The sequence below is a fragment of the Agaribacter marinus genome (genome assembly GCF_030160655.1).
In the GTDB taxonomy this organism is placed as follows: Bacteria; Pseudomonadota; Gammaproteobacteria; order Enterobacterales; family Alteromonadaceae; genus Glaciecola; species Glaciecola marina.
On the sequence record NZ_BSOT01000006.1, the window covers coordinates 423010 to 442224 of the forward strand.

Genomic DNA, 19215 nt, shown 5'->3' on the forward strand with positions numbered 1-19215 from the left:
TTTTCTAACAGTACCTTACATTTATTCACTACATTCTCAACGGAACAATGAGCGTATGTGCTTCATTATTGATGAACTTTTTTAATTTCAGGAATTAAATGATGCACTACAACTCTAAACGCTTCTTGAGCGTTATTTTGGCAGTTGCCGCTGTTAGCATAACTGCATGCAATAGTAAAAGTAAAAACAAGACGGATCCGATACCGGATCCTAACCCGCCTCAAACACCGATAGACAATGTACCAGCTACCAACGGCTTATGGCACTCTCAGGCTTATGGCATGGTGTTGGATGTAAAGTCAGATGCTCATCAGTTTTATCAAATCACAAATGAATACTGCCAAACAGCGGATTATAGTTTTGATAGCTCAGCGCTTATCGATAGTATTTCGCTGACTGACTCAGAAGATAGTATGGAAATAACTTTCGCAGGTCTCAAGGTACCGGGCGTTGTCATGCAACGAATTAAAGATCTACCCGATCAATGCCTCACTGACATTGTTGCAAACGATGGCGAAGACAGCTATGTGTTTGATGCACAAAGAGACTTTGAGATTTTTTGGGCGAATTTTAATGAGTACTATGCATTCTTTCATTTGGAAGGTATCGATTGGGATGAGACCTATCAGTGGGCAAATGATCAAATTAACGACAATACAACGGAAGCTGAATTGTTTGAAATTTTAGCTAAAATGATTGAGCCCTTAAAAGACTTTCATGTGTCTTTAGAAAACATAGAATTAGACGAGCATTTTAGCGTAGATAGAAAACCAACATTAGACGACATAGCCTTGGTTGATTTTATAGCCATTAATCAAATTCATCCTCCTTTTAGCGACGAACAAATTGAGGCATTTGAGGAATATTTGCAAGAGGCAGAAGATACTTCGTTTACCATTATTCAGTCTTATTTTGACGAAGAAAGTGAGATTAAAATTAATGACAGCGACACAATTGCATGGACAATGTTGAATGATAATATTGGCTATATCAATATCGCGACAATGGACATTGTGAGTATTGGTGTTGAAGGCAATACCGTTCAAGAAAATCGAGTCATATTGTCTAGCGTATTAGACAGAATAGTTGAAGACTTAAAAGATACGGCCGGTATCATTATCGATATTCGTTATAACGAGGGCGGTGACGATTTAGTTGGGCAAATGTTTGCAGAACGATTTTTTCCAGAACGTACACAAGTTTATAGCAAGCAAGCACGTTTATTGGACGAGCGAACTCCCTTACAAACGGTATTTGTAACACCTGTTGGTGAAACCATTTTGGATAAGCCAACAGCAATATTGACTAGCTCTTCAACATCAAGTGCAGCAGAATCTTTTGCCTTGAGTATGCGCGAGCATGACAAATCGATATTAGTAGGTGAAGCCACAGCAGGAGGCTTGTCAGATACGCTGCCAAAATCATTGCCACATGGCACCATTTATAGCATATCGAATGAATTTTATTTGTCGGTCGACGGTATTTCCTACGAAGGTCTTGGTATTCCTGTAGGCATTGAGCAAGCATTCTTTACTCGAGACCAATTAGAAGGCGGTGTGGATCTGGGGTTGGAAAAAGCGCACGAGTGGATTTTAGCGCAGTAAGTGAATACAGCTAAGTGATACGTAAATCCCAGTTATTTATTGTTGGCAATGCGTAGCACATGATAAATGAGGGCTTGCCTCTATGCGTGTCCACTTATTAAACTCATGGGCTGGAATACTACTTTTTCCAGCTTTTTCAATGCTTTGAGCATATAATGGATGATGTTCATGATGGTCTCTGTGCACGAAGAGCAAAGACATCATACATACAATGGCTAAACAAGCCGCGAATGCGGTTCTCCAATGACGTTTGTATGATTGGGTGTTTGATTGATGGTATTCATTTTAAGGTGTCTTTAGTTCGTATCTGATTTTGCCTGTGGGCGATTTATTATGCTAAGTATTTTGGAGATATGAACTTCCCAGAGTTTGCTAGACACTTTTAACAGTTACAATGTAACTTACAGTAGAGGTGTTTATGAGCAAAGGCAAAAGATATACCGAAGAATTTAAGATTGAAGCCGTCAAGCAGGTGACTGATCGTGGATATTCGGTGAATGAAGTCGCTGAGCGACTCGGAATAACGACTAAATCATTGTACAACTGGCGTAGCCAATTAAGCGGCAAGAAATCTGTTCACACATCATCCGATAACTCGGTTCGTATAGCGAAGTTAGAGGCTGAATTAAAGCGTGTTACGGAGGAACGAGACATATTAAAAAAGGCAGATGTAGATTCAAGTGATCATCGCAACACTCTTTTCAATCATGTGTGATGGTGTTTTGAATTTCAATGTTTTTCTAGGTCGTTCGTTTAATTGAGTTGCAACCTCATTAAGTCTTGCTTGTGAATGTGGGGACAAATCCGTCTTTTTAGGGAAGTATTGTCTAATAAGGCTATTCGTATTCTCATTTGTGCCACGCTGCCATGGGCACTGAGGGTCACAAAAATATACCGGCATACCGAACTCTTCAGTAATGACACTATGCTTAGCCAACTCCATACCTCTGTCCCAAGTTAGTGACTGGCGATACTTAGCAGGCATTTTACTAAACGTTTCACATAGTGCTTCGTTTACAGAGTCTGCATCTTTTCCGACTAATTTCAGAATAATGGTGAAACGAGATTTTCGGTCGACCAAGGTGGCTATATGCGTATTCTTAGAGCCGGACACTAAATCACCTTCCCAATGCCCTAGTGAGCGCCTATTGTCGATATGTTTAGAGCGTTCGTGAATCGAAACGCCATTCACTATATTAATTGAGCCCCTATCACCTTTTCTCGAATGAAATCGACTATGGCGCATTGGGCGCTTCCTTCTCAGGTGTTGACAAAATGAATGGTGAATAATTTTTTTTGAGCGGACATAGAGTGACTTATAGATAGTTTCGTGCGAAACCTGCATCTTTTTACGTCGTGCATATTCAACACGTAACCAACCGGATATCTGCTCGGGAGACCATTTTAATTGAAGTTTATCCAACACTAACTGCTTAAGTTCTGGGTGTAATTGAAGCAAGCCAAGCTTTGGTCGCTTTGCCATACGTTTAGCTCGATTATCTGCATCTACCGCTTGATAACATCTACGCCCTCGATTTCTAGATACTTCTCTGGAAATCGTTGAAGGAGACCGATTGAGTTGCTCCGCTATAGCTCTAATACTTTTTTTAGCGGAAAGTGCGACCCGAATTTCTTCACGCTCTCTCATGGTCAAATGAGTAATATTACGTTTTCTAGGGGGTGGTTTAATACCGCCAGAACTTTTTAATATTGTAAAAACAGAGCCTGGCTTAGCTTCAATTACTCGGCCAATATCACTAAACCCTGCACCTTGTTTCCATAAATCAAAAACCAGCTCTCGTTCGTCCTGGGTAAATGTCCGTTTTAGTTGCTTCATCAAATGTCCTCACGCAAATCAGTATTTTAATATAACTGTTGCGATGATCACTTGAATCTACAGCAAGGTACTTTGCAAGCCACCCAGAATAAAGTACGCCTTTATTCGCGAAAACCAGAATACGTTTTCTGTGTCAGCAATGTGCAGAGTGCTTAAAATAAATCGTAGTGGGTTTTATGCATGGCTAAAAAAGCCGTTGAGTACTCGCTCTATAGAAGACAATCGCTTACTTAAGCGCATTCATGAGTTCTATGAAGCCAGTGGTGGAACGTACGGTAGTCCTTGGATACACCAAGATTTACGTGAAGCTGGAGAAGTGTGCAGTGTTAATCGTGTCGCCAAAATTATGCGGCAAAACAACTTGGTAGCTCAAATAGGTTATAAACGAAAATATATTAAGGGCAGCAAGCTTTCCAATGTGGCGGATAATGTTTTAAAGCGTGACTTTGCACCTGATGCACCCAATATTGCGTGGGTAAGCGACATCACGTATATCCGCACTTATGAGGGATTTTTGTATTTGGCAATTGTCATCGATTTATATTCTCGTCGAGTTGTCGGTTGGTCAATGAACAAAAATATGGATAAACGACTAGTGATCAACGCGTTACTAATGGCGGTTTATCAGCGTAGGCCTGCACAATCAGTGCTAGTGCATACTGATCAAGGTAGTCAATATGGCAGTGCCGACTACTTAGCATTCTTGAATGAACATAACCTTGTTCCCTCAATGAGCAGACGTGGCAATTGTCATGACAATGCGCTAGCAGAGAGCTTTTTTGGTACACTTAAAAAGCGCGTGTTAAGAAAGAAGATATTTTCGACGAGAGACGAAGCGAAGACTGAGATATTTAATTTTATCGAAATGTTTTACAATCCAAAAAAGCGTCATTCACATACAGGTGGTGTATCACCTGTTAAATTTGAAGATACGTACTTTTTGGAAAAACAAATTGTCTAGGGAAGTCTGGGAAGTTCAATAGTTTGTACGAGCCTGCAATAGAAAAACGCGACAAAAGCTTTTATTGCGTTCGCAACTAATTAAGTGCCAGAAAAATTCCGGCACACGTGTACCAAAGTCGCTAAATTACTTGTTCAATCGATTAATGTGAATGCTTGTTCTTAATCTTGTATGCTTACCAAACGATTAAACTCTATATGTGTATTTGCGAATAAGTAATAAACACAATAGCCACATTTGCCAAAATTGTAGTGCACCACCGCTCCGACTATCTGATGTATTAACTGTGCTACGCTCATTAATGATTACGGTCACACTTGCTTGAGTAACTTCACCGTCTTGGTCACTGGCTTCAATTACAAAGCTATCTGTTCCCGTTGCCCCAGAGTTAGGTGTGTATTGGAATTGACCGTTTTGCGAAAGTGTTACCTGTCCTGAAGTAGGTTGAGTAGCTACGTTCAATGTCAATTCATCACCGTCATCAATATCTTCGAAATTGACGGAAGAAGACACAGAACGATCTTGTGTAACAGACAGGCTAATTGTGTCATTCGATATAAAAGGTGCGTCGTTAATCGGATTCACGTTGATGGTAATAGTTTGTAGTGTTGAGTCTGTGCCATCGTTTATATCAATTTGCAATTGGAAAGACCCATTATCATTAGCTTGAGGGGTAACTTCTAACACATCGTTCGAAATTACCGTGCTCCATCCCTCTGGCGGGTTCGTAACGTTGTACGAAACCGCATCATCTTCTACGTCTTGTGCTGTAAGGTTCAGTGTAAAAGAATTATCTTCATCAACGCTTATTTCAGTGTCGCCCGTGAATTCAGGGGCATCATTGACTGCGGTAATTGAAATGGGTATTTCGCGCGTGGTTTCGGCGTCGCTATTGTCGGTTACCGAAACAGTAATACTATCAGTACCAAAAATGTTTTCCGAGGGGGTATAGGTAAGCACCCCACTCTCTGAAATAGTTGTAATACCCAAACTAGATGTACTAGAAATCATATAAGTAAAGATAGTGTCGTCAACATCATCTATTTCAAGTGTCATACTTACACTTTGATCTTCAGCGGTTTCAATGGATTCCGAAAGTATAATAGGTACGTCGTTAACTGCGGCAATTTCTATGTTAACCTGGAATACCGACGTACCTCCATGAATATCACTCACCTGTATTTCCCCGTTGTCGCTACCGGAAAAATTTTCGTTTGGCATGTAAGTCAGCAGATTATCAACGATAGATAATTGACCATTTTCTGGCTCTCTGAACACAGCGAAAGAGACTTCATCATTTTCTGTATCTGTGGCTAATAATGTTGATTCTACGGTAGTGTCTTCGTCTGTTCGAAGGTTAACATCGGCGTGGGTCGGTGCTAGATTAATTTGTATCTGATTAATAAACCCACCACTTCCTCGAGCAACAGTAAATAGTCTGTTGTTTTCACCAAAACTAATACCGTTTGAAGTAATGCGGTCGTTTTCATCGATTAAAATAGGGTCGTTAGGATTACTAATATCATAGACAAATCCTTTTCCATTGATAACCACAAGGTAATTGCCATTGATGTATACAGTAAAGTCATTGAAGTGGGTAAAGAAACTCAAATGAGGTATCTCTATGGTATTGACTAGGACTGGGTTACTCGCATCACTCACATTATATAAATTGACCACAGGTTGCACTGAGTTTAAAAAATCAGGGACAAACAATAAATCGCCATTTTTATAAACCCCTCCAATCACAATGCTTTGTCGTTCAATAACCGCTACTGGTGTAACTTGAGTTAGGTCGCTAGAATCGTAAATGGTGACTTCATTAGGAATGTTAGTGGGTACAAATAAATTGTTTCCTTCAGCAAATACGGGCTGATAAAAAATTGAAGAAAAAGTAACATTATTCAATTCAAATCTATCTACTTGGGTAAGCGATGAAGTAAAAAATGCGAAGTGATCAAAAGTCCGTGCAAGTACTCCATTTGATAAAGTAATCACTTCGCCATTACTACCAGTGATACCAGCGCTTCCTAAATGAATACCGTTATCTACTCCTGCTAGTATGTCAGCTTTAGTGTGTCTTTCTAGGGAGCCAGCTTTGAAAAGCAGCAAGTCATCATCAAAAAACTCCACACCAGCAACTATATCTCTGTATGTATAGCGACCATCCAGCGAATTGCTTTGGTCGCTTCCAAGTGTCCAGAAATGCACTGAATGATTTAAAGAAGACGTGACTAATACAGAATCTTGGATATCAAAATCAGTGACTTCTCCCGATTGTGAGAAGGCGCTTGCCGAAGATAAATCCGTGCTATTCTCAACACTAATAGCTTCAATGCCTTCGAAATCTTTTGATACCACTAGTAAGTCGTCTATCAACAAAGAGTCACGCAGAAAGCCATCAGTGTCGAAAGAGGAATGAAATGACATTTGATTGTCATTATTTATTTGATACACGTGTATCGAACCAAATGTAGATATGGCAAATAAAAGTGAATCAGATCTTTCAAAATTAGTGTAGGAAAAATTATTATCTGATTGATAAATCAAACTCACTTGATCATTATTATTGCTAATTTCAAGCACTTGTAAGCCATCACCACTGCTGCCAAGAAACCATAAGTTTTCTTTTACGAGAGACCCTACATACCTCTCTGTAGCCTCGTCGAATGCAATTTCCGTCGCATCAAGAGGAATACCTTGCTCATCAACAGGTAAAGTGAACAGTGTAGCAGGTGTTGTTTCTTGGTTGAGAACGATGAAAAATACATTGTTATCAAAAGAAATAGAAAATCGATTATCAGTGAAAAAGTTGTTTGGTGTAATGCCTACACTTTTGACCGATACATCTCCAATCTGACCTGCTTCTGAGACATTGAAGTGATGAATAGACATTGATCCTGTATGCGCTACATCAGCCACATAAACATTATTGTTGTTGCCTGCCACAATTGTAGGATTACCCGGAAGACTGTCTAATGAATTTTCAGAAATAATGGTGAGTGTTTCCTGTTGAATGGTTGCGTTGACTAAATAAAGGCCTTGATTGGTATCAATAAGGAATAACCAATACCCATTGAAAAAAGATACATCGAGTACATTTTCGACACTTGCGTTGTTGATATGGAAAAATTCGTACTGAAATGAAGGCGTGAATTCGCTGCCGTCAAAATTTAATATATCAACGACTCTACTGTTATTAAAAGGTGCCCCAGCCCCAGCCCCATTAAGGCCTGTGACTGCAAATATGCCATTATTGTAGGCTACTTGATTGTAAGGATCTGACCCAAATTGCTGTTCCAGTACCAGTGATACGGGCTTGGTAGTTCCAGTTACATGGATAGAAAATAGCAGTGCAGTGTATAAAAGTAACCTAGTAGTGTAGGCAGTGAAGCGAAGCATTCTGTTCCCTCAGTATATCTTTGTAAAATACGCAAGTAACTTTGCGCAACCTCTTTGGGGGAATATATTAACCTTCTTAAAAATGAATGTCAGCACTATTTGAATAACCGTTTTAAGGCCGAGTGCCAATTAATTTGCCGCGTCTCAAACAATTCGAAATGTGGCTCATCACATCCGAACTAAAAGTACTACCTAAAACCAAATTGGGCGAAGCCATCGAATACTGGCTCAGCCAATGGGATACGCTTCAACGCTACACACTCGAAGATGAGGTGAATATCGACAATAATCGTACGCTTACTTTTATAGACTCTCTCAAAGGTCAGGAGATTAACACGAAAGTCATCTGCACACTGAAATACCAATCTCTGGCATGCATAAGACAAATTAAAGCTATGGATTACACAATGTGACAGCTGTATTAGACGTGTGTTGCACTTGTGTCAAATGGGGATTTTTCAGAAAATAGCAAATGAGTTGTCGTCCAGATAGGTAAGTGATTTGGTCTTTGGTACTGAAATTTGGAAACAAATATTTGAAAGGTCATGCCTCAACATATCCTATGTTCAAGCGATGATTTATTTTAGGTCTCAAGCACCAGAATCAAAATCTCGTTGGATTGTATAGTCGTCAATAGATTTCCTTTGTCAATTGCAATATGAGGTAAGTAACCAGCTCGATAAACTAGTTCATTATTATTGTGTTCGAGAGAGCAATGGCTAAGAAAGCCCAGTGTGAAGAAACAGATGCGTGAAAAAGCACTGTGTTTTAGGAAACGAAGGAAGCGGTTTACATTCGAATACTGTCAGTCACCACCTAAAACCAAAATTTTAGGTGGTGCATGGCTATAGACGTATATTCGACTGTTTTAGTTACTTCTCTTGACCATTAAAACGCCTAGGATATAGCTCCGTATTAATTTCCCTTGCTGCTTCTACCATTTCTGTATAAGGGACATCTGCATTACTAACAAAACCAACATTATAGTTTTCACCGTCATAGGCGCGTCCAGTCACAGGTGAATCGGTGTACTGGAACCAATGTGCGCCTACCATGTATGGGTTATCTATGACTTTGCGCATATACGCTTTATATCCGCGCGCACGATCTGCCTGGTCGCTCGAATGAATAAGCCCTGGGTGGTACAAACCAGTATCCATTGCACCAAAGTGATATTCACCAATAATACTCGGCATATCTACTTCAGGTAAAAAGTGCCAAACAGCGTCATGCATACCTTCTCGGTAGTAGTTGTAACTCATTACATCCACGTACTTTTTGGCGGCACGCACGCCCTCAGGGTTAATACTCCATGCAGCCATTCGTACGCCCATGTACATATGATTTGGCATCACGGCCGTTAATGCTTTGTCAACAACGTCGAAATACTGGGTAGTATAAGCTTCTAAAATCATCGACATATCTGGGATCATACCGTCGGTAATCTCCTCTACCTTATAGCCTTTGGCGAATGACGCCCAAGACGCAATTGAGCTGCCCCATGTAGCGTTTAGTTTTTCAATTGTGCCATGTTTATCTTGTAGCATTTTCATGAAAACTTGTTTAGCTGGGCTTTCAGCTGCATCCATTAAAAAGTTTTGTACAGGGATGCGATAGTGACTATTTATGTTTGCAGGATTTCCCCAGCTTTTTTCATTGTCGATGAATACACCTATACACCAAGGGTTGTTTTGCACTTCGTCTGCAATCACTTTTGTCGTTACCGCAGCGCGTCGCGTAAACTCTGGATCATATGGGTCTGGCATAGGAGACCATCCGTGACCATCCGCGGTGACGGTTTTGAAATCACCAATGATCCAACCGTTGGCAAAATACGGGAATTGATTTTTTTGATAGAATTCTTTGTCTACCCAGTTGCCGAAGGATGTCATCCCCCAACTACGCTGCCGTTTAATTGTTACATCTTCCCAATCATCAATGAATGATTCAGTGTATCGCTCACCATATCTACGTTCTAAGTTTGACTGATAAAAACTAAAGGTTTCACCGTGCGCCAATGGACCTTTGTGAGTACTTCTTCTGTAAGAGTAATGATTGGCTAATTCGTCATCGTATTCTGGTAACCAGTTAAACATCTTGTGTCTCAGGTCAGATGACACAAAACGAGTTTTTTGCGCGTCGGCAGACACCGGACGAATACCTAAAGAGTCTTCTGGCGTGACGTCTTCTGGATCAATATAACGAACGGCGTCATCTTTAAAATCGACACCAGTAAGCGTCGTTGTATTTGCTATACGAATGTTGGCAAGCCCTGACGAGAAGAATAAATATCCCTCTGGGTCAACAAGGTACCACTTACCTTTTACTTTTTCTGTTCGGAAGTACCCGGTCGCTTCCAATTTTGGCCCATTTTTCCAACCACCAAATTTTGAGCGATCTGGCAGTACAGGATTGGCTGCTAGATCAGCTAATTCTTCCTTTGCTAGCTGTTTTAAATGCGCGTCAGATTTTACTTTGTTTTTATAGTTGCTTTTAGCCGGTTGTCCAAATTCATCGACCAAACCGACTAAGTAAGTTGAGTCTATTTCTGGGTTTGAGCGTGCTCTAATATTGTCTAAGACGATGGATTTGTCTTCTAAATTGGTAGAAATATAGAAATTAGCCGTAGTAATGCCACTAAGATCTAATAATTTTTCACCATTCATATAGGGCATTCTAAAATCATCAGAAGGCCACGCCGGCGGATCAGCTCTTAGCCCACTGTCTCTAGATATTTGTTCGCCGCTTAAGTCAATATAGTAGGTTTCGCTGCTGTTAGCTGGAATAATCATACTACGTAACTGAGATTGGTAATTTTTATCTTTCACTCTTACATACAACTGCACAGACACATCGCTTGTATTTGTTGCATCAAATGCCAAATTCATATTGCCCAACGAAGTAAAATCCCAAGGTGTTTCGGGTGTAATTTCTAAAACCGAATCTTCAACACTTGAATCAAACAGCAATTTTGCAGCTTGTTTACCCTGAGTGACACCGTCCGTTTTTGTCAAATTAATGTCGATATCTCTCTTTTGGTAAGTGCTTGGTAAGGATGCATTTTCAAAGTCCTCTAGCAAGATTTCCTGTTCATTTCCTGCTTGAGATACACCAGCGGATGTTGATTTAGCGTCAGAAGCATTATGAGAGCATCCTGTGACACTTATGGCAGAGGCCATCATGCTTGACGCAATGACAGCTGATAAAACGATAGAGATTCGAGATTTTTTCACAGCGGTATCCAGAGTGGTTTGTTAAAAGTGTATTGTAAACAATTTACATATAAAAAACATTCTTTAAATAAGAATTTTATTGTTGTTCGGATAGCGCGGAATAGCATCAGACAATTATTGATGCTATTCCTCGGGCCTGTTGATTTTTGTCGGGTTATTGTAAAAATTGCACGGCTGTAATGTGCGCTGTACTGTCGTCGTTTAGCGCTTCAGCCAAAGTAACTACTAAGTAGATTGGTGTGTTTTCATCTAGCGTTTTGGTAAATTTTAACCTTAGTTCACTGGGTTGATATTCTTTTGTGCCTGCATAATCGAATTTACCTGAAGCCAATACGTCACTGCCATCTTGTTGTGTCGAAACAGAAAATATTGCGCCTTTGGGTAGCCAGTTTCGGTATTTTTGTTCTATTTGAATGGAAGAGACGCCAGTCATATCAAAACTGCCCAAAGGTAAGACAGATTTAGCCCCCGACATGATAATTGTTTGGGCGTTACCGCCGGAATACCGTAAATTCTCGGCGCCTTCTTTATTGTCGAATAATTGTTTGGCATTTAATTTGGGTGATCGTAGTGTAATGCTTGAATGCGCGCTTACACTTGATAAATTTGCTGCGCCATTGTCACGATAACTTGCTTTTAGCGTATAGTTTTCCAGTGTTTCTTTTGTTGGGAGCTTTCCACTTAACGGCAAACTTGGGGCTTTAGACTTAAGCATCATAATGAATTTGGCGAGTTCTTCGCGTTTTTCATCAGACAGGAAGTCATGTGCGGGCATTTGGTGTTGTCCCCATTTTCCAGTGCTACCAGCGGCAATACTTTTAACCAAGTACGCAACAGGATCATCCATCGAAGCGTACTTATCAGCAACTGCCTGAAATGCTGGGCCCACTGACTGCGCTTGTTCTTGGTGGCAGCCAATACACAAATGCTTTTTAGCCGCGGCTCTGCCGGGCCCCATAGGGTCACTCGCCGCAAGATGACCCACTGCGTCTTGTTTGTCACTGGTGTCCACTTTGTCAAAAACAATCTCTACTTTTGAGAACTCTGGTGAATCTTGCCGAATAATACCGTCTTCGCTGTCTTGTATTGCTACCGTATATGTACGTGAGGTTTCGTTAGGCCAAATAAAACTCTGATTCCCCGACACTTTAATGTCGATTGTTGGTGAAGCATTACCCACTTCTATTAGTTGTGTCGCTATGCTAGTAAGCCCTTCCTTGTCTGTTACTGTCAGTGCGATGGCGTACCTGCCATTGTTCTCGAAGTTAATTGATGTAGTATGACCAGAACGCGTGTTTGCATCAGAATTAGTAAACGTTGCGTCTTTCAGGTCTTGTCCTGCATTTAGTGTTGATGTCTGCCACTGATATTCAAGCCTATCATTGTCGGGGTCAAATGATTCGACACCAGACAATTTGACCATTAACGGCGCTAAACCATTTGTTACGGATGTCGTTAGTTTGGCTGTAGGTTCACGATTTCCGTCGCCCGTATATGTGATTTTAGAGAGGCGAGCGTCTACATTACCCGAGTGCCATTTTGAGCCATATTCCAATACATATAGTTGTCCTTGATAACTAAACTTCAGGTCGATCGGCGCAACAAATTCAGCGTCAGGCGCAAAGTCTTCAATTTTATAGATGTCACCATTTTCATCTTCAAAGACAACTTTGATCCAACGGCGCATAAAATCAGAGATAAATAAGCCGCCGTCATAATATTCTGGAAGAGCGTCAGCGTGACTGTTGCTACGATAAACACCCGCGACTAGAGCATTTCTAGAACCAGCACCCAATTCTGGGAATATTTCTGAATGGCTATATGGATACCAAATATAAGCTGGCTGCGCTTCTGGCAAGTGTCTAGCACCCGTATTTCGCGGTGACGTATTGATTGGCTTGAGAGGGTTATTCCATGCGCCAGCTATATTTGTTGCATAGTCAAATTGTCTAAATGCCTTATTGTTGCCAATGAACAAGGGCCACCCGAAATTTCCCGCTTTAGTGACTTTGTTCACTTCATCGTAACCCTTTGCACCGTGCTCTGCATTTGCGCCTTTACTGTCAGGGCCGACATCACCGTAATAAAGTGTTTTTTCTTTGTTATCAAAGGCAATGGTGTAGGGGTTACGAGTGCCCATTACATAGATTTCGGGTTTTCCTATGGTGGCGTCAGTAAAAAGATTACCTTTGGGGATGGTGTAAGTTCCGTCAGCTTGCGGAGTAATGCGCAATATCTTCCCTCTAAAGTCTTGCGTGTTTGCTGATGAGCGATATGCGTCATGCGCTTCACGCCCATCTCTAAAGTCGGCAGGTCCAACACCGAAGGATTTGAATGGATTAGTATTGTCACCAATGGCAATAAATAGATTGCCTTCAGCATCAAATTCCATGTTGCCCCCAGTATGGCAACAGGTATCTTCGTTAGCAAAATCCAATAAGGTAATTTGGCTAGATAAGTCGATTTTGTTGTCTACTATTGTGTATCGAGATATACGTTGGAGCGGCCCCGTGGCGTCGTTTTTTGAGGCGACGTTGTACATTAAAAAAATATGCTTGTTTGTGTCGAAGTTGGGGTCAAGCGCTAGTGCGAGTAAGCCAAACTCACCAAAACCTTCGGCAGAGAAAACATCGATATTACCAATTTGTGTAGTTGTTCGACTGCTTACGTCCACCCAATGTATTTTGCCTTTTCGTTCGACAAATACAACCGCGCTACCATCTTTTGTAATATCTAAACTAACAGGCTCATTTAGCTTGTCTAACAACACGTCTTTTACGAAACGATTCGGTTCTGGCCTCGACAGGCTATAATTTCTCGTATTGTTACCTATCGCATATTCAATACCGCCAAGTATGTGTTTCATGACTATGTCATTTTTAAAACTGCTTTCGTCACGGCCTAGGCCAGAATAAAATGACCGTCCGCCGTCAAATTCAAGAAACCATGCAATGGGAAGGTAGGTATCGCGAGTTTCAGCGCTGTTTTGGCTTGAATCAGGCGCATAAGTATTACGATTGTATGAGCCACTATCAATGGCGAGTATATCCGTTCTGCGGGTTGATAAATTTGAGAATTCTAGCCACTCATTGTTAATGCTGAAATTGTCGGGTATATGTATGGCCGATGCGTGCGTTTTATCAAGCACCCGGATGCGGGCAGTTTGAATGTTAGATGGCACGGTAGAATGACTTTTATAGGTGCCACCGAGTAAGCGTTGGTACCAAATCCAAGCACTTTTTTGTTCGGCTTTGCTTGCCGAATGAAGTCCGACAAAGCCGCCTCCCGCCTGTATATACCGCTCCATCGCTATTTGCTGAGCAGGCGTAAGAATATCGCCCGTATTGTTTAAGAAGATAAGGGCAGCGTACTCTTTTAAATTAGCATCATTAAATAGGCTACTGTCGTCAGAAACCGTCGCATTAACGTTATGCGTAGAAAGCGTTTCTCTTAATATTTGGGCGCTTGCTTCTCTAGATTCTTTGGCTGCCGTGGTGTCATCCAGTGCTTTCGTAAAAATAAGCACGTTCTTGGGTGTAATTTCGACAGAATCAACGGCTTTACTCTGTTCGTCAGAACTGCATGCCGTTATGAATATCGAAAAAAATACGACGACAATGACTAATTGGCATTTTACAAACGATTGCATATTGGGGTGCGCCTTTTTTGTTTTTCAAAATGTTAAATCAAAAACTTAGCAGGCCATACTACGAGAGCATTGCATCAAGTCAATCATCATTAACATATTGTTTACATCATATGTGGCTGAACACCTTTACGGCACTCGCTTTTAGCAGAATTTATGAGATTTAACATCTATATTGATTTTTTTGCTATGGACGTATTGACCGTTGATTCACTCTTTTTGAACAAGCGTTGCAATCCGAACCACAACACTGCCGTTTTAAACCTTTCCATTTATTGTTACACTCATGAGCGTTAATTGGTTTGTCATCACTGTGAACGTTAGTGATAGCAATTAAATGGGAATTTGGTGAGACGCCAAGACTGTGCCCGCAACTGTAATCTGCGCAATGTTGTTTACCTAAACGACGCAGAAAGTCAGATACCAACCAATTAGCTGTGGCCTATTAACTTGGGTCTATTAATTGCGGCCTATTAGTTTCGGTGATTAATCAGCTGCTTATGCTTTCGTGCGGGAATACACGAATGAAAACATGTATTGCGCTCTCTTTTTTTGTTTTCTGCTTGGTCTATTCCTGTCCGTACTTTTTCCTCGGTAGATACGTTGCTTGTAGGTAGGTAGTATCAAATGGCAAACGCGCCTGCGCTCAAAGCGTCAAACATATCTGTGAAAATCGATAATAAACCAATACTAAATGGTATCAGCTTGGGTTTGCCTGCTGGCAAGCTATATGGCGTGCTAGGGCCAAATGGGGCCGGAAAAACAACATTATTAAAATGCTTGTCTGCGCAACTCAATGGCAAAGGCGAAGTGCTTTGGCAAGGACAAGATATTACAACACTGGATATTAAGTCTCTTGCACAGCAGGTGGCCGTTGTGAATCAAATCAACGACACGGTATTCGCGCTTACTTCTCAACAAGTTATCGAAATGGGTTTGCTGCCTCATAAAACCTTGCTTGCTAGACGCAATGATGAAGATGAGAAAGCCATTCAAAATGCACTTAATGCGGTAGGGTTGGTGGATAAGCGTCAACAACTATTTAGTGCGCTCTCTGGTGGTGAACAACAACGTTGTTTAATCGCAAGAGCATTGGTGCAACGTTCCCCCTTGTTGATACTTGACGAGCCGGTCAATCATCTAGACGTATATTATCAACACCAAATACTGCAGCTACTAAAAGCCTTGTGCCGCTCGCAAAATAAGACCATTGTTGTTAGTTTGCATGACCTAACGCTTGCGGCGAGTTATTGCGATGAGCTGGGTTTACTCTCACAAGGTAATCTTGTTGCGACCGGCTTACCTAAAGATGTGTTACAGGCAACATTGCTTACTAAAACGTTTAATGTGCCATGTGAAGTGAAGCATAGTCAAGATGGATATTTACAGGTGAATTTTCGGCCTGAGTTTAACGCGCAACGGTCGTTTTTTCAGGGATCTACATGCGCATAAATTTGATGAAGGTGAATATTAAATCACCTTGGATGTGGCTCGTCATTTTTGCGCTGATCACACCTTTGTTTTCTCTATTATTTGGTGCCGCAAATTTGAGCGCTACTGACGTAGCAGTGTGTTTATTTTCAGATTGTCATGATGAAATCAGTAAGGTAATTTTTTGGGATATTCGGTTTCCCCGCGTTGCTGTAGGATTTTTAGTTGGTGCTGCATTGTCGCTTGCTGGCGCAACCTTGCAAAATGTCACGCGTAACGGCCTTGCTGACCCTTACTTATTTGGTGTCGTGTCAGGCGCGGGTTTGGGTGCGGCTATTGCTACAGTATTTATCAATAATGTGCTTCGCGTGCCGACAGACGCAAAAGGCGAGGCCTTTGCTATTGCGCTGCCTTTGGCGGCATTCTTAGGGGCGTTATTGGCCGTCAGTTTAGTGTTAATCTTGGCGCGTACCACATTTGGCCGGAAAGTTGAGCATATGCTGTTAGCCGGTGTGGCGGTATCTTTTATGCTCAGTGCGCTCAGCCATTTTATTCTATATGTAGGGGACCCATTTGCTGCTAACCAAGTAGTATTTTGGTTGATGGGGAGTCTAGCCAGAGCGGAAGTTTGGTATGCATGGGTAATGTTACCAATAGTTGCTATTTGCATGTCGTTGCTATTGCTATTTGGCCCGCAAATAGATGCTCTGCTACTGGGCGACGAAAACGCGCTTACCCTGGGTGTCAATGTAAAGTATCTGCGTGTTTTATGTTTAACCATATGCGCTGGATTAACCGCGTGCGTGGTGGCTTATTGCGGTGGCATTGGTTTTGTCGGCTTAATGATTCCGCATATTGTACGAAATTGGATTGGGGTAACGAGCAGAGCTTTACTGCTTGGTAGTGCGTTGTTCGGTGGCATTTTTATGGTGTTAGTCGATGTATTTGCTCGTGTAGCGATTGACGGACAAGAGATTCCGATTGGTATTATCACTTCCGCGATTGGCAGTGTTTTCTTTTTGTTGGCAATGAAGCAGCGTGGATGACTTTGTATCGCAAAGGCGAGGTGTGTTATTTCAGTAAGCTGCGCAATACCTGCAACTAAGCAAACTAAGCAAATTATGCATGTAACACCAACTCTCACATACCGAATTGGTATTTAAAAAGGTAGCAATCATTTTATGTCAGTCTTTAGTGCCGATTATTGGCAAATTTCACCTGTTGACAATGCACTTGCCCCGCAGATTAGACAGATCATTGATGGCAAGATAAAACCCATCGGGTCGCTCGGCGTCCTCGAAGCTTTAGCTTTGCAATTGGCATGTATTCAGTCCGACGAAAAACAACAAACAAGGCAATCGAAGGTCGTGATTACATCACCCACAGTGTTGTTGTTTGCCGCAGATCATGGTGTGGCAATGCATGGAGTAAGTATTGCGCCTCAGCAAGTCACTGGTTTTATGACGGAGCGCTTTTTGGAAGGCAGTTCGGCAATCAACTGTTTTTGCAGGGCGAATGACGTCGCGTTGAGAGTCATAGATGCGGGTTTATTACACCCCATAAGTAGCGACGCGAATATATTTTTTGAGCAACGTATTGCGGCAGGAACGGCTGATTTTTCAGTGCAAGCCGCAATGACTCAAACACAAGTTACTGCGGCGATGGCGGCGGGAGAGGCGATTGCAAAACAAACCATTAGTGAAGGTTCAAATACGCTGGCATTTGGCGAGATGGGTATTGGCAATACTACCAGCGCATCTACGTTACTTGCTACGTTACTTGGTTTGAACGCGAGTGAAGTAGCTGGGCTCGGGACCGGTATATCTCCGGAACAATTGTGCAAAAAAACGGCGTTAATTGATAAGTCGCTCAGACGTGTGCAAGCGGGTAAAGGCTGCCCACTATTAGATGCAGAGTTAGCATTGACCGAGTTCGGCGGGTTTGAAATTGCGCAAATAGTTGGTGCAATGCTAGCGACAGCGCAAATGAAAAAAACGATTATTGTCGATGGTTTTATCGTTGGGGTCGCTGCGATGCTCGCCAGCTATATTCACCCAAATGTTAAAGACTACATGGTATTTAGCCATCACTCGGCTGAAGGGGCGTTTCCCTACTTAGCAACGGCCTTGGGCGCTACTCCGCTATTGGATTTAGGTTTGCGATTGGGTGAGGGCACTGGCGCTGTGCTCGCTGTTCCTCTGCTACGAAGTGCTGCGAGTTTTTACAACGACATGGCGGTACTTGATCCAAGTGTGTTGACGTAAGTTGATTTACAATGGCTTAAAGAAATTTAAAACAGCTTAATAGGAACATTAATATGAGTACTCGCATACGGCAAGAACTTAATTTATTAATGCTGAGTATCAGTTTTTTTTCACGACTACCGGTAAAAAAGAACTTGAATTACAGCCCAGATAAAATGCACGAAGCAGGCAAGTATGTCGCGCTTGTGGGCTGGATATTGGCATCACTTTTGTCTTTGCTTTACATGTTCTATAGTGCTGTTTTTCCAAGCAACGTTGCTGTATTTTTGCTTGTTGTGAGCAGCGTATTAATGACTGGCGCTTTCCATGAAGATGGTTTAGCTGATACTGCTGATGGATTTTGGGGTGGGTATACTAAAGAGCGTAAACTTAGCATCATGAAAGACAGCCGCTTAGGCACTTATGGTGCTAGCGCGTTGATTTGCGCACTGTTAGGAAAGTTTGTATTACTATCTGCTTTGGCCGAACACGCTTTTGTTATTCCAGCCCTATGTATTGCCTACCCATTGAGCCGTACAATTGGCATCAGTTATGTGCAAGACATGGCGCATGTATCTACACCCCATAGTGAATCAAAGAGTTCACCCATGGCGAAACCTTTTCGCGCGTCGCATCTTAGTATTTTATTGTTAACTGCCCTTGTCGCTTGCCTACTTTTACCTTTCACTACGATGCTTATTTTACTGACAATATGTTGGGTCAGTCGTGTTCTACTAAAGGCTTGGCAAAACAAGCATATAGATGGCTTTACCGGAGATACCTTAGGGGCGAGCATCATTATTAATGAACTGCTTATATATGGCGTGATGTTGGCAACTCTTGTAGGCGAGGGCTAAA

11 protein-coding genes, 1 pseudogene and 1 riboswitch are annotated in these 19215 nt (G+C 41.7%); of the genes and pseudogenes, 8 read left to right on the top strand and 4 right to left on the bottom strand.

Features of this window, described 5'->3' with window-relative positions:
• The first annotated feature begins 98 nt into the window (after nucleotides 1-98).
• Nucleotides 99-1604 (top strand): S41 family peptidase, encoded by a 1506-nt coding sequence (locus tag QQK00_RS12665; RefSeq protein ID WP_284217946.1) that lies wholly within the window; start codon nucleotides 99-101, stop codon nucleotides 1602-1604.
• A gap of 418 nt (nucleotides 1605-2022) precedes the next feature.
• Nucleotides 2023-2277 (top strand): annotated as a pseudogene (locus QQK00_RS12670) (transposase); the annotation flags it as partial.
• A 3-nt stretch (nucleotides 2278-2280) separates the two neighbouring features.
• Here QQK00_RS12670 and QQK00_RS12675 read toward each other — a convergent pair.
• A complete protein-coding gene (locus tag QQK00_RS12675; RefSeq protein WP_284217947.1) occupies nucleotides 2281-3441 on the bottom strand; it encodes an IS30 family transposase in 1161 nt (386 codons plus the stop codon).
• Nucleotides 3442-3496: 55 nt separating this feature from the next.
• Between QQK00_RS12675 and QQK00_RS12680 the strand changes: the two genes are divergently transcribed.
• On the top strand, nucleotides 3497-4402 hold the full coding sequence (locus QQK00_RS12680) for an IS3 family transposase (RefSeq protein ID WP_284218317.1): 906 nt from the start codon (nucleotides 3497-3499) through the stop codon (nucleotides 4400-4402).
• A gap of 186 nt (nucleotides 4403-4588) precedes the next feature.
• Here the strand turns inward: QQK00_RS12680 and QQK00_RS12685 are convergent, their stop codons facing one another.
• Nucleotides 4589-7804 (bottom strand): Ig-like domain-containing protein, encoded by a 3216-nt coding sequence (locus QQK00_RS12685; protein WP_284217948.1) that lies wholly within the window; start codon nucleotides 7802-7804, stop codon nucleotides 4589-4591.
• A 122-nt stretch (nucleotides 7805-7926) separates the two neighbouring features.
• Here QQK00_RS12685 and QQK00_RS12690 point away from each other — a divergent pair, with 122 nt between their 5' ends.
• A complete protein-coding gene (locus tag QQK00_RS12690) occupies nucleotides 7927-8217 on the top strand; it encodes an IS66 family transposase (protein ID WP_284217949.1) in 291 nt (96 codons plus the stop codon).
• A gap of 459 nt (nucleotides 8218-8676) precedes the next feature.
• Here the strand turns inward: QQK00_RS12690 and QQK00_RS12695 are convergent, their stop codons facing one another.
• Nucleotides 8677-11037: an agarase gene (locus QQK00_RS12695; protein ID WP_284217950.1), complete on the bottom strand. Its 2361-nt coding sequence runs from the start codon at nucleotides 11035-11037 to the stop codon at nucleotides 8677-8679.
• A gap of 154 nt (nucleotides 11038-11191) precedes the next feature.
• Complete coding sequence (locus tag QQK00_RS12700; protein ID WP_284217951.1) at nucleotides 11192-14686, bottom strand: ThuA domain-containing protein; 3495 nt, start codon at nucleotides 14684-14686, stop codon at nucleotides 11192-11194.
• A gap of 278 nt (nucleotides 14687-14964) precedes the next feature.
• Nucleotides 14965-15129: riboswitch (cobalamin riboswitch) on the top strand.
• Between the two features lie 181 nt (nucleotides 15130-15310).
• On the opposite strand from QQK00_RS12700, the gene QQK00_RS12705 reads away from it, so the two are divergent.
• The 4 genes from QQK00_RS12705 to cobS all read left to right on the top strand — a co-directional run bounded on the left by QQK00_RS12705 (nucleotide 15311) and on the right by cobS (nucleotide 19214).
• On the top strand, nucleotides 15311-16135 hold the full coding sequence (locus QQK00_RS12705; RefSeq protein ID WP_284217952.1) for an ABC transporter ATP-binding protein: 825 nt from the start codon (nucleotides 15311-15313) through the stop codon (nucleotides 16133-16135).
• Between the two features lie 17 nt (nucleotides 16136-16152).
• Nucleotides 16153-17160, top strand: a complete 1008-nt coding sequence (locus tag QQK00_RS12710; RefSeq protein ID WP_431307740.1) for a FecCD family ABC transporter permease — start codon at nucleotides 16153-16155, stop codon at nucleotides 17158-17160.
• A gap of 135 nt (nucleotides 17161-17295) precedes the next feature.
• Nucleotides 17296-18378, top strand: a complete 1083-nt coding sequence (gene cobT / locus QQK00_RS12715) for a nicotinate-nucleotide--dimethylbenzimidazole phosphoribosyltransferase (protein WP_284217954.1) — start codon at nucleotides 17296-17298, stop codon at nucleotides 18376-18378.
• 53 nt (nucleotides 18379-18431) lie between these two features.
• Nucleotides 18432-19214, top strand: a complete 783-nt coding sequence (gene cobS / locus QQK00_RS12720; RefSeq protein WP_284217955.1) for an adenosylcobinamide-GDP ribazoletransferase — start codon at nucleotides 18432-18434, stop codon at nucleotides 19212-19214.
• The last annotated feature ends 1 nt before the right edge of the window (nucleotide 19215 follow it).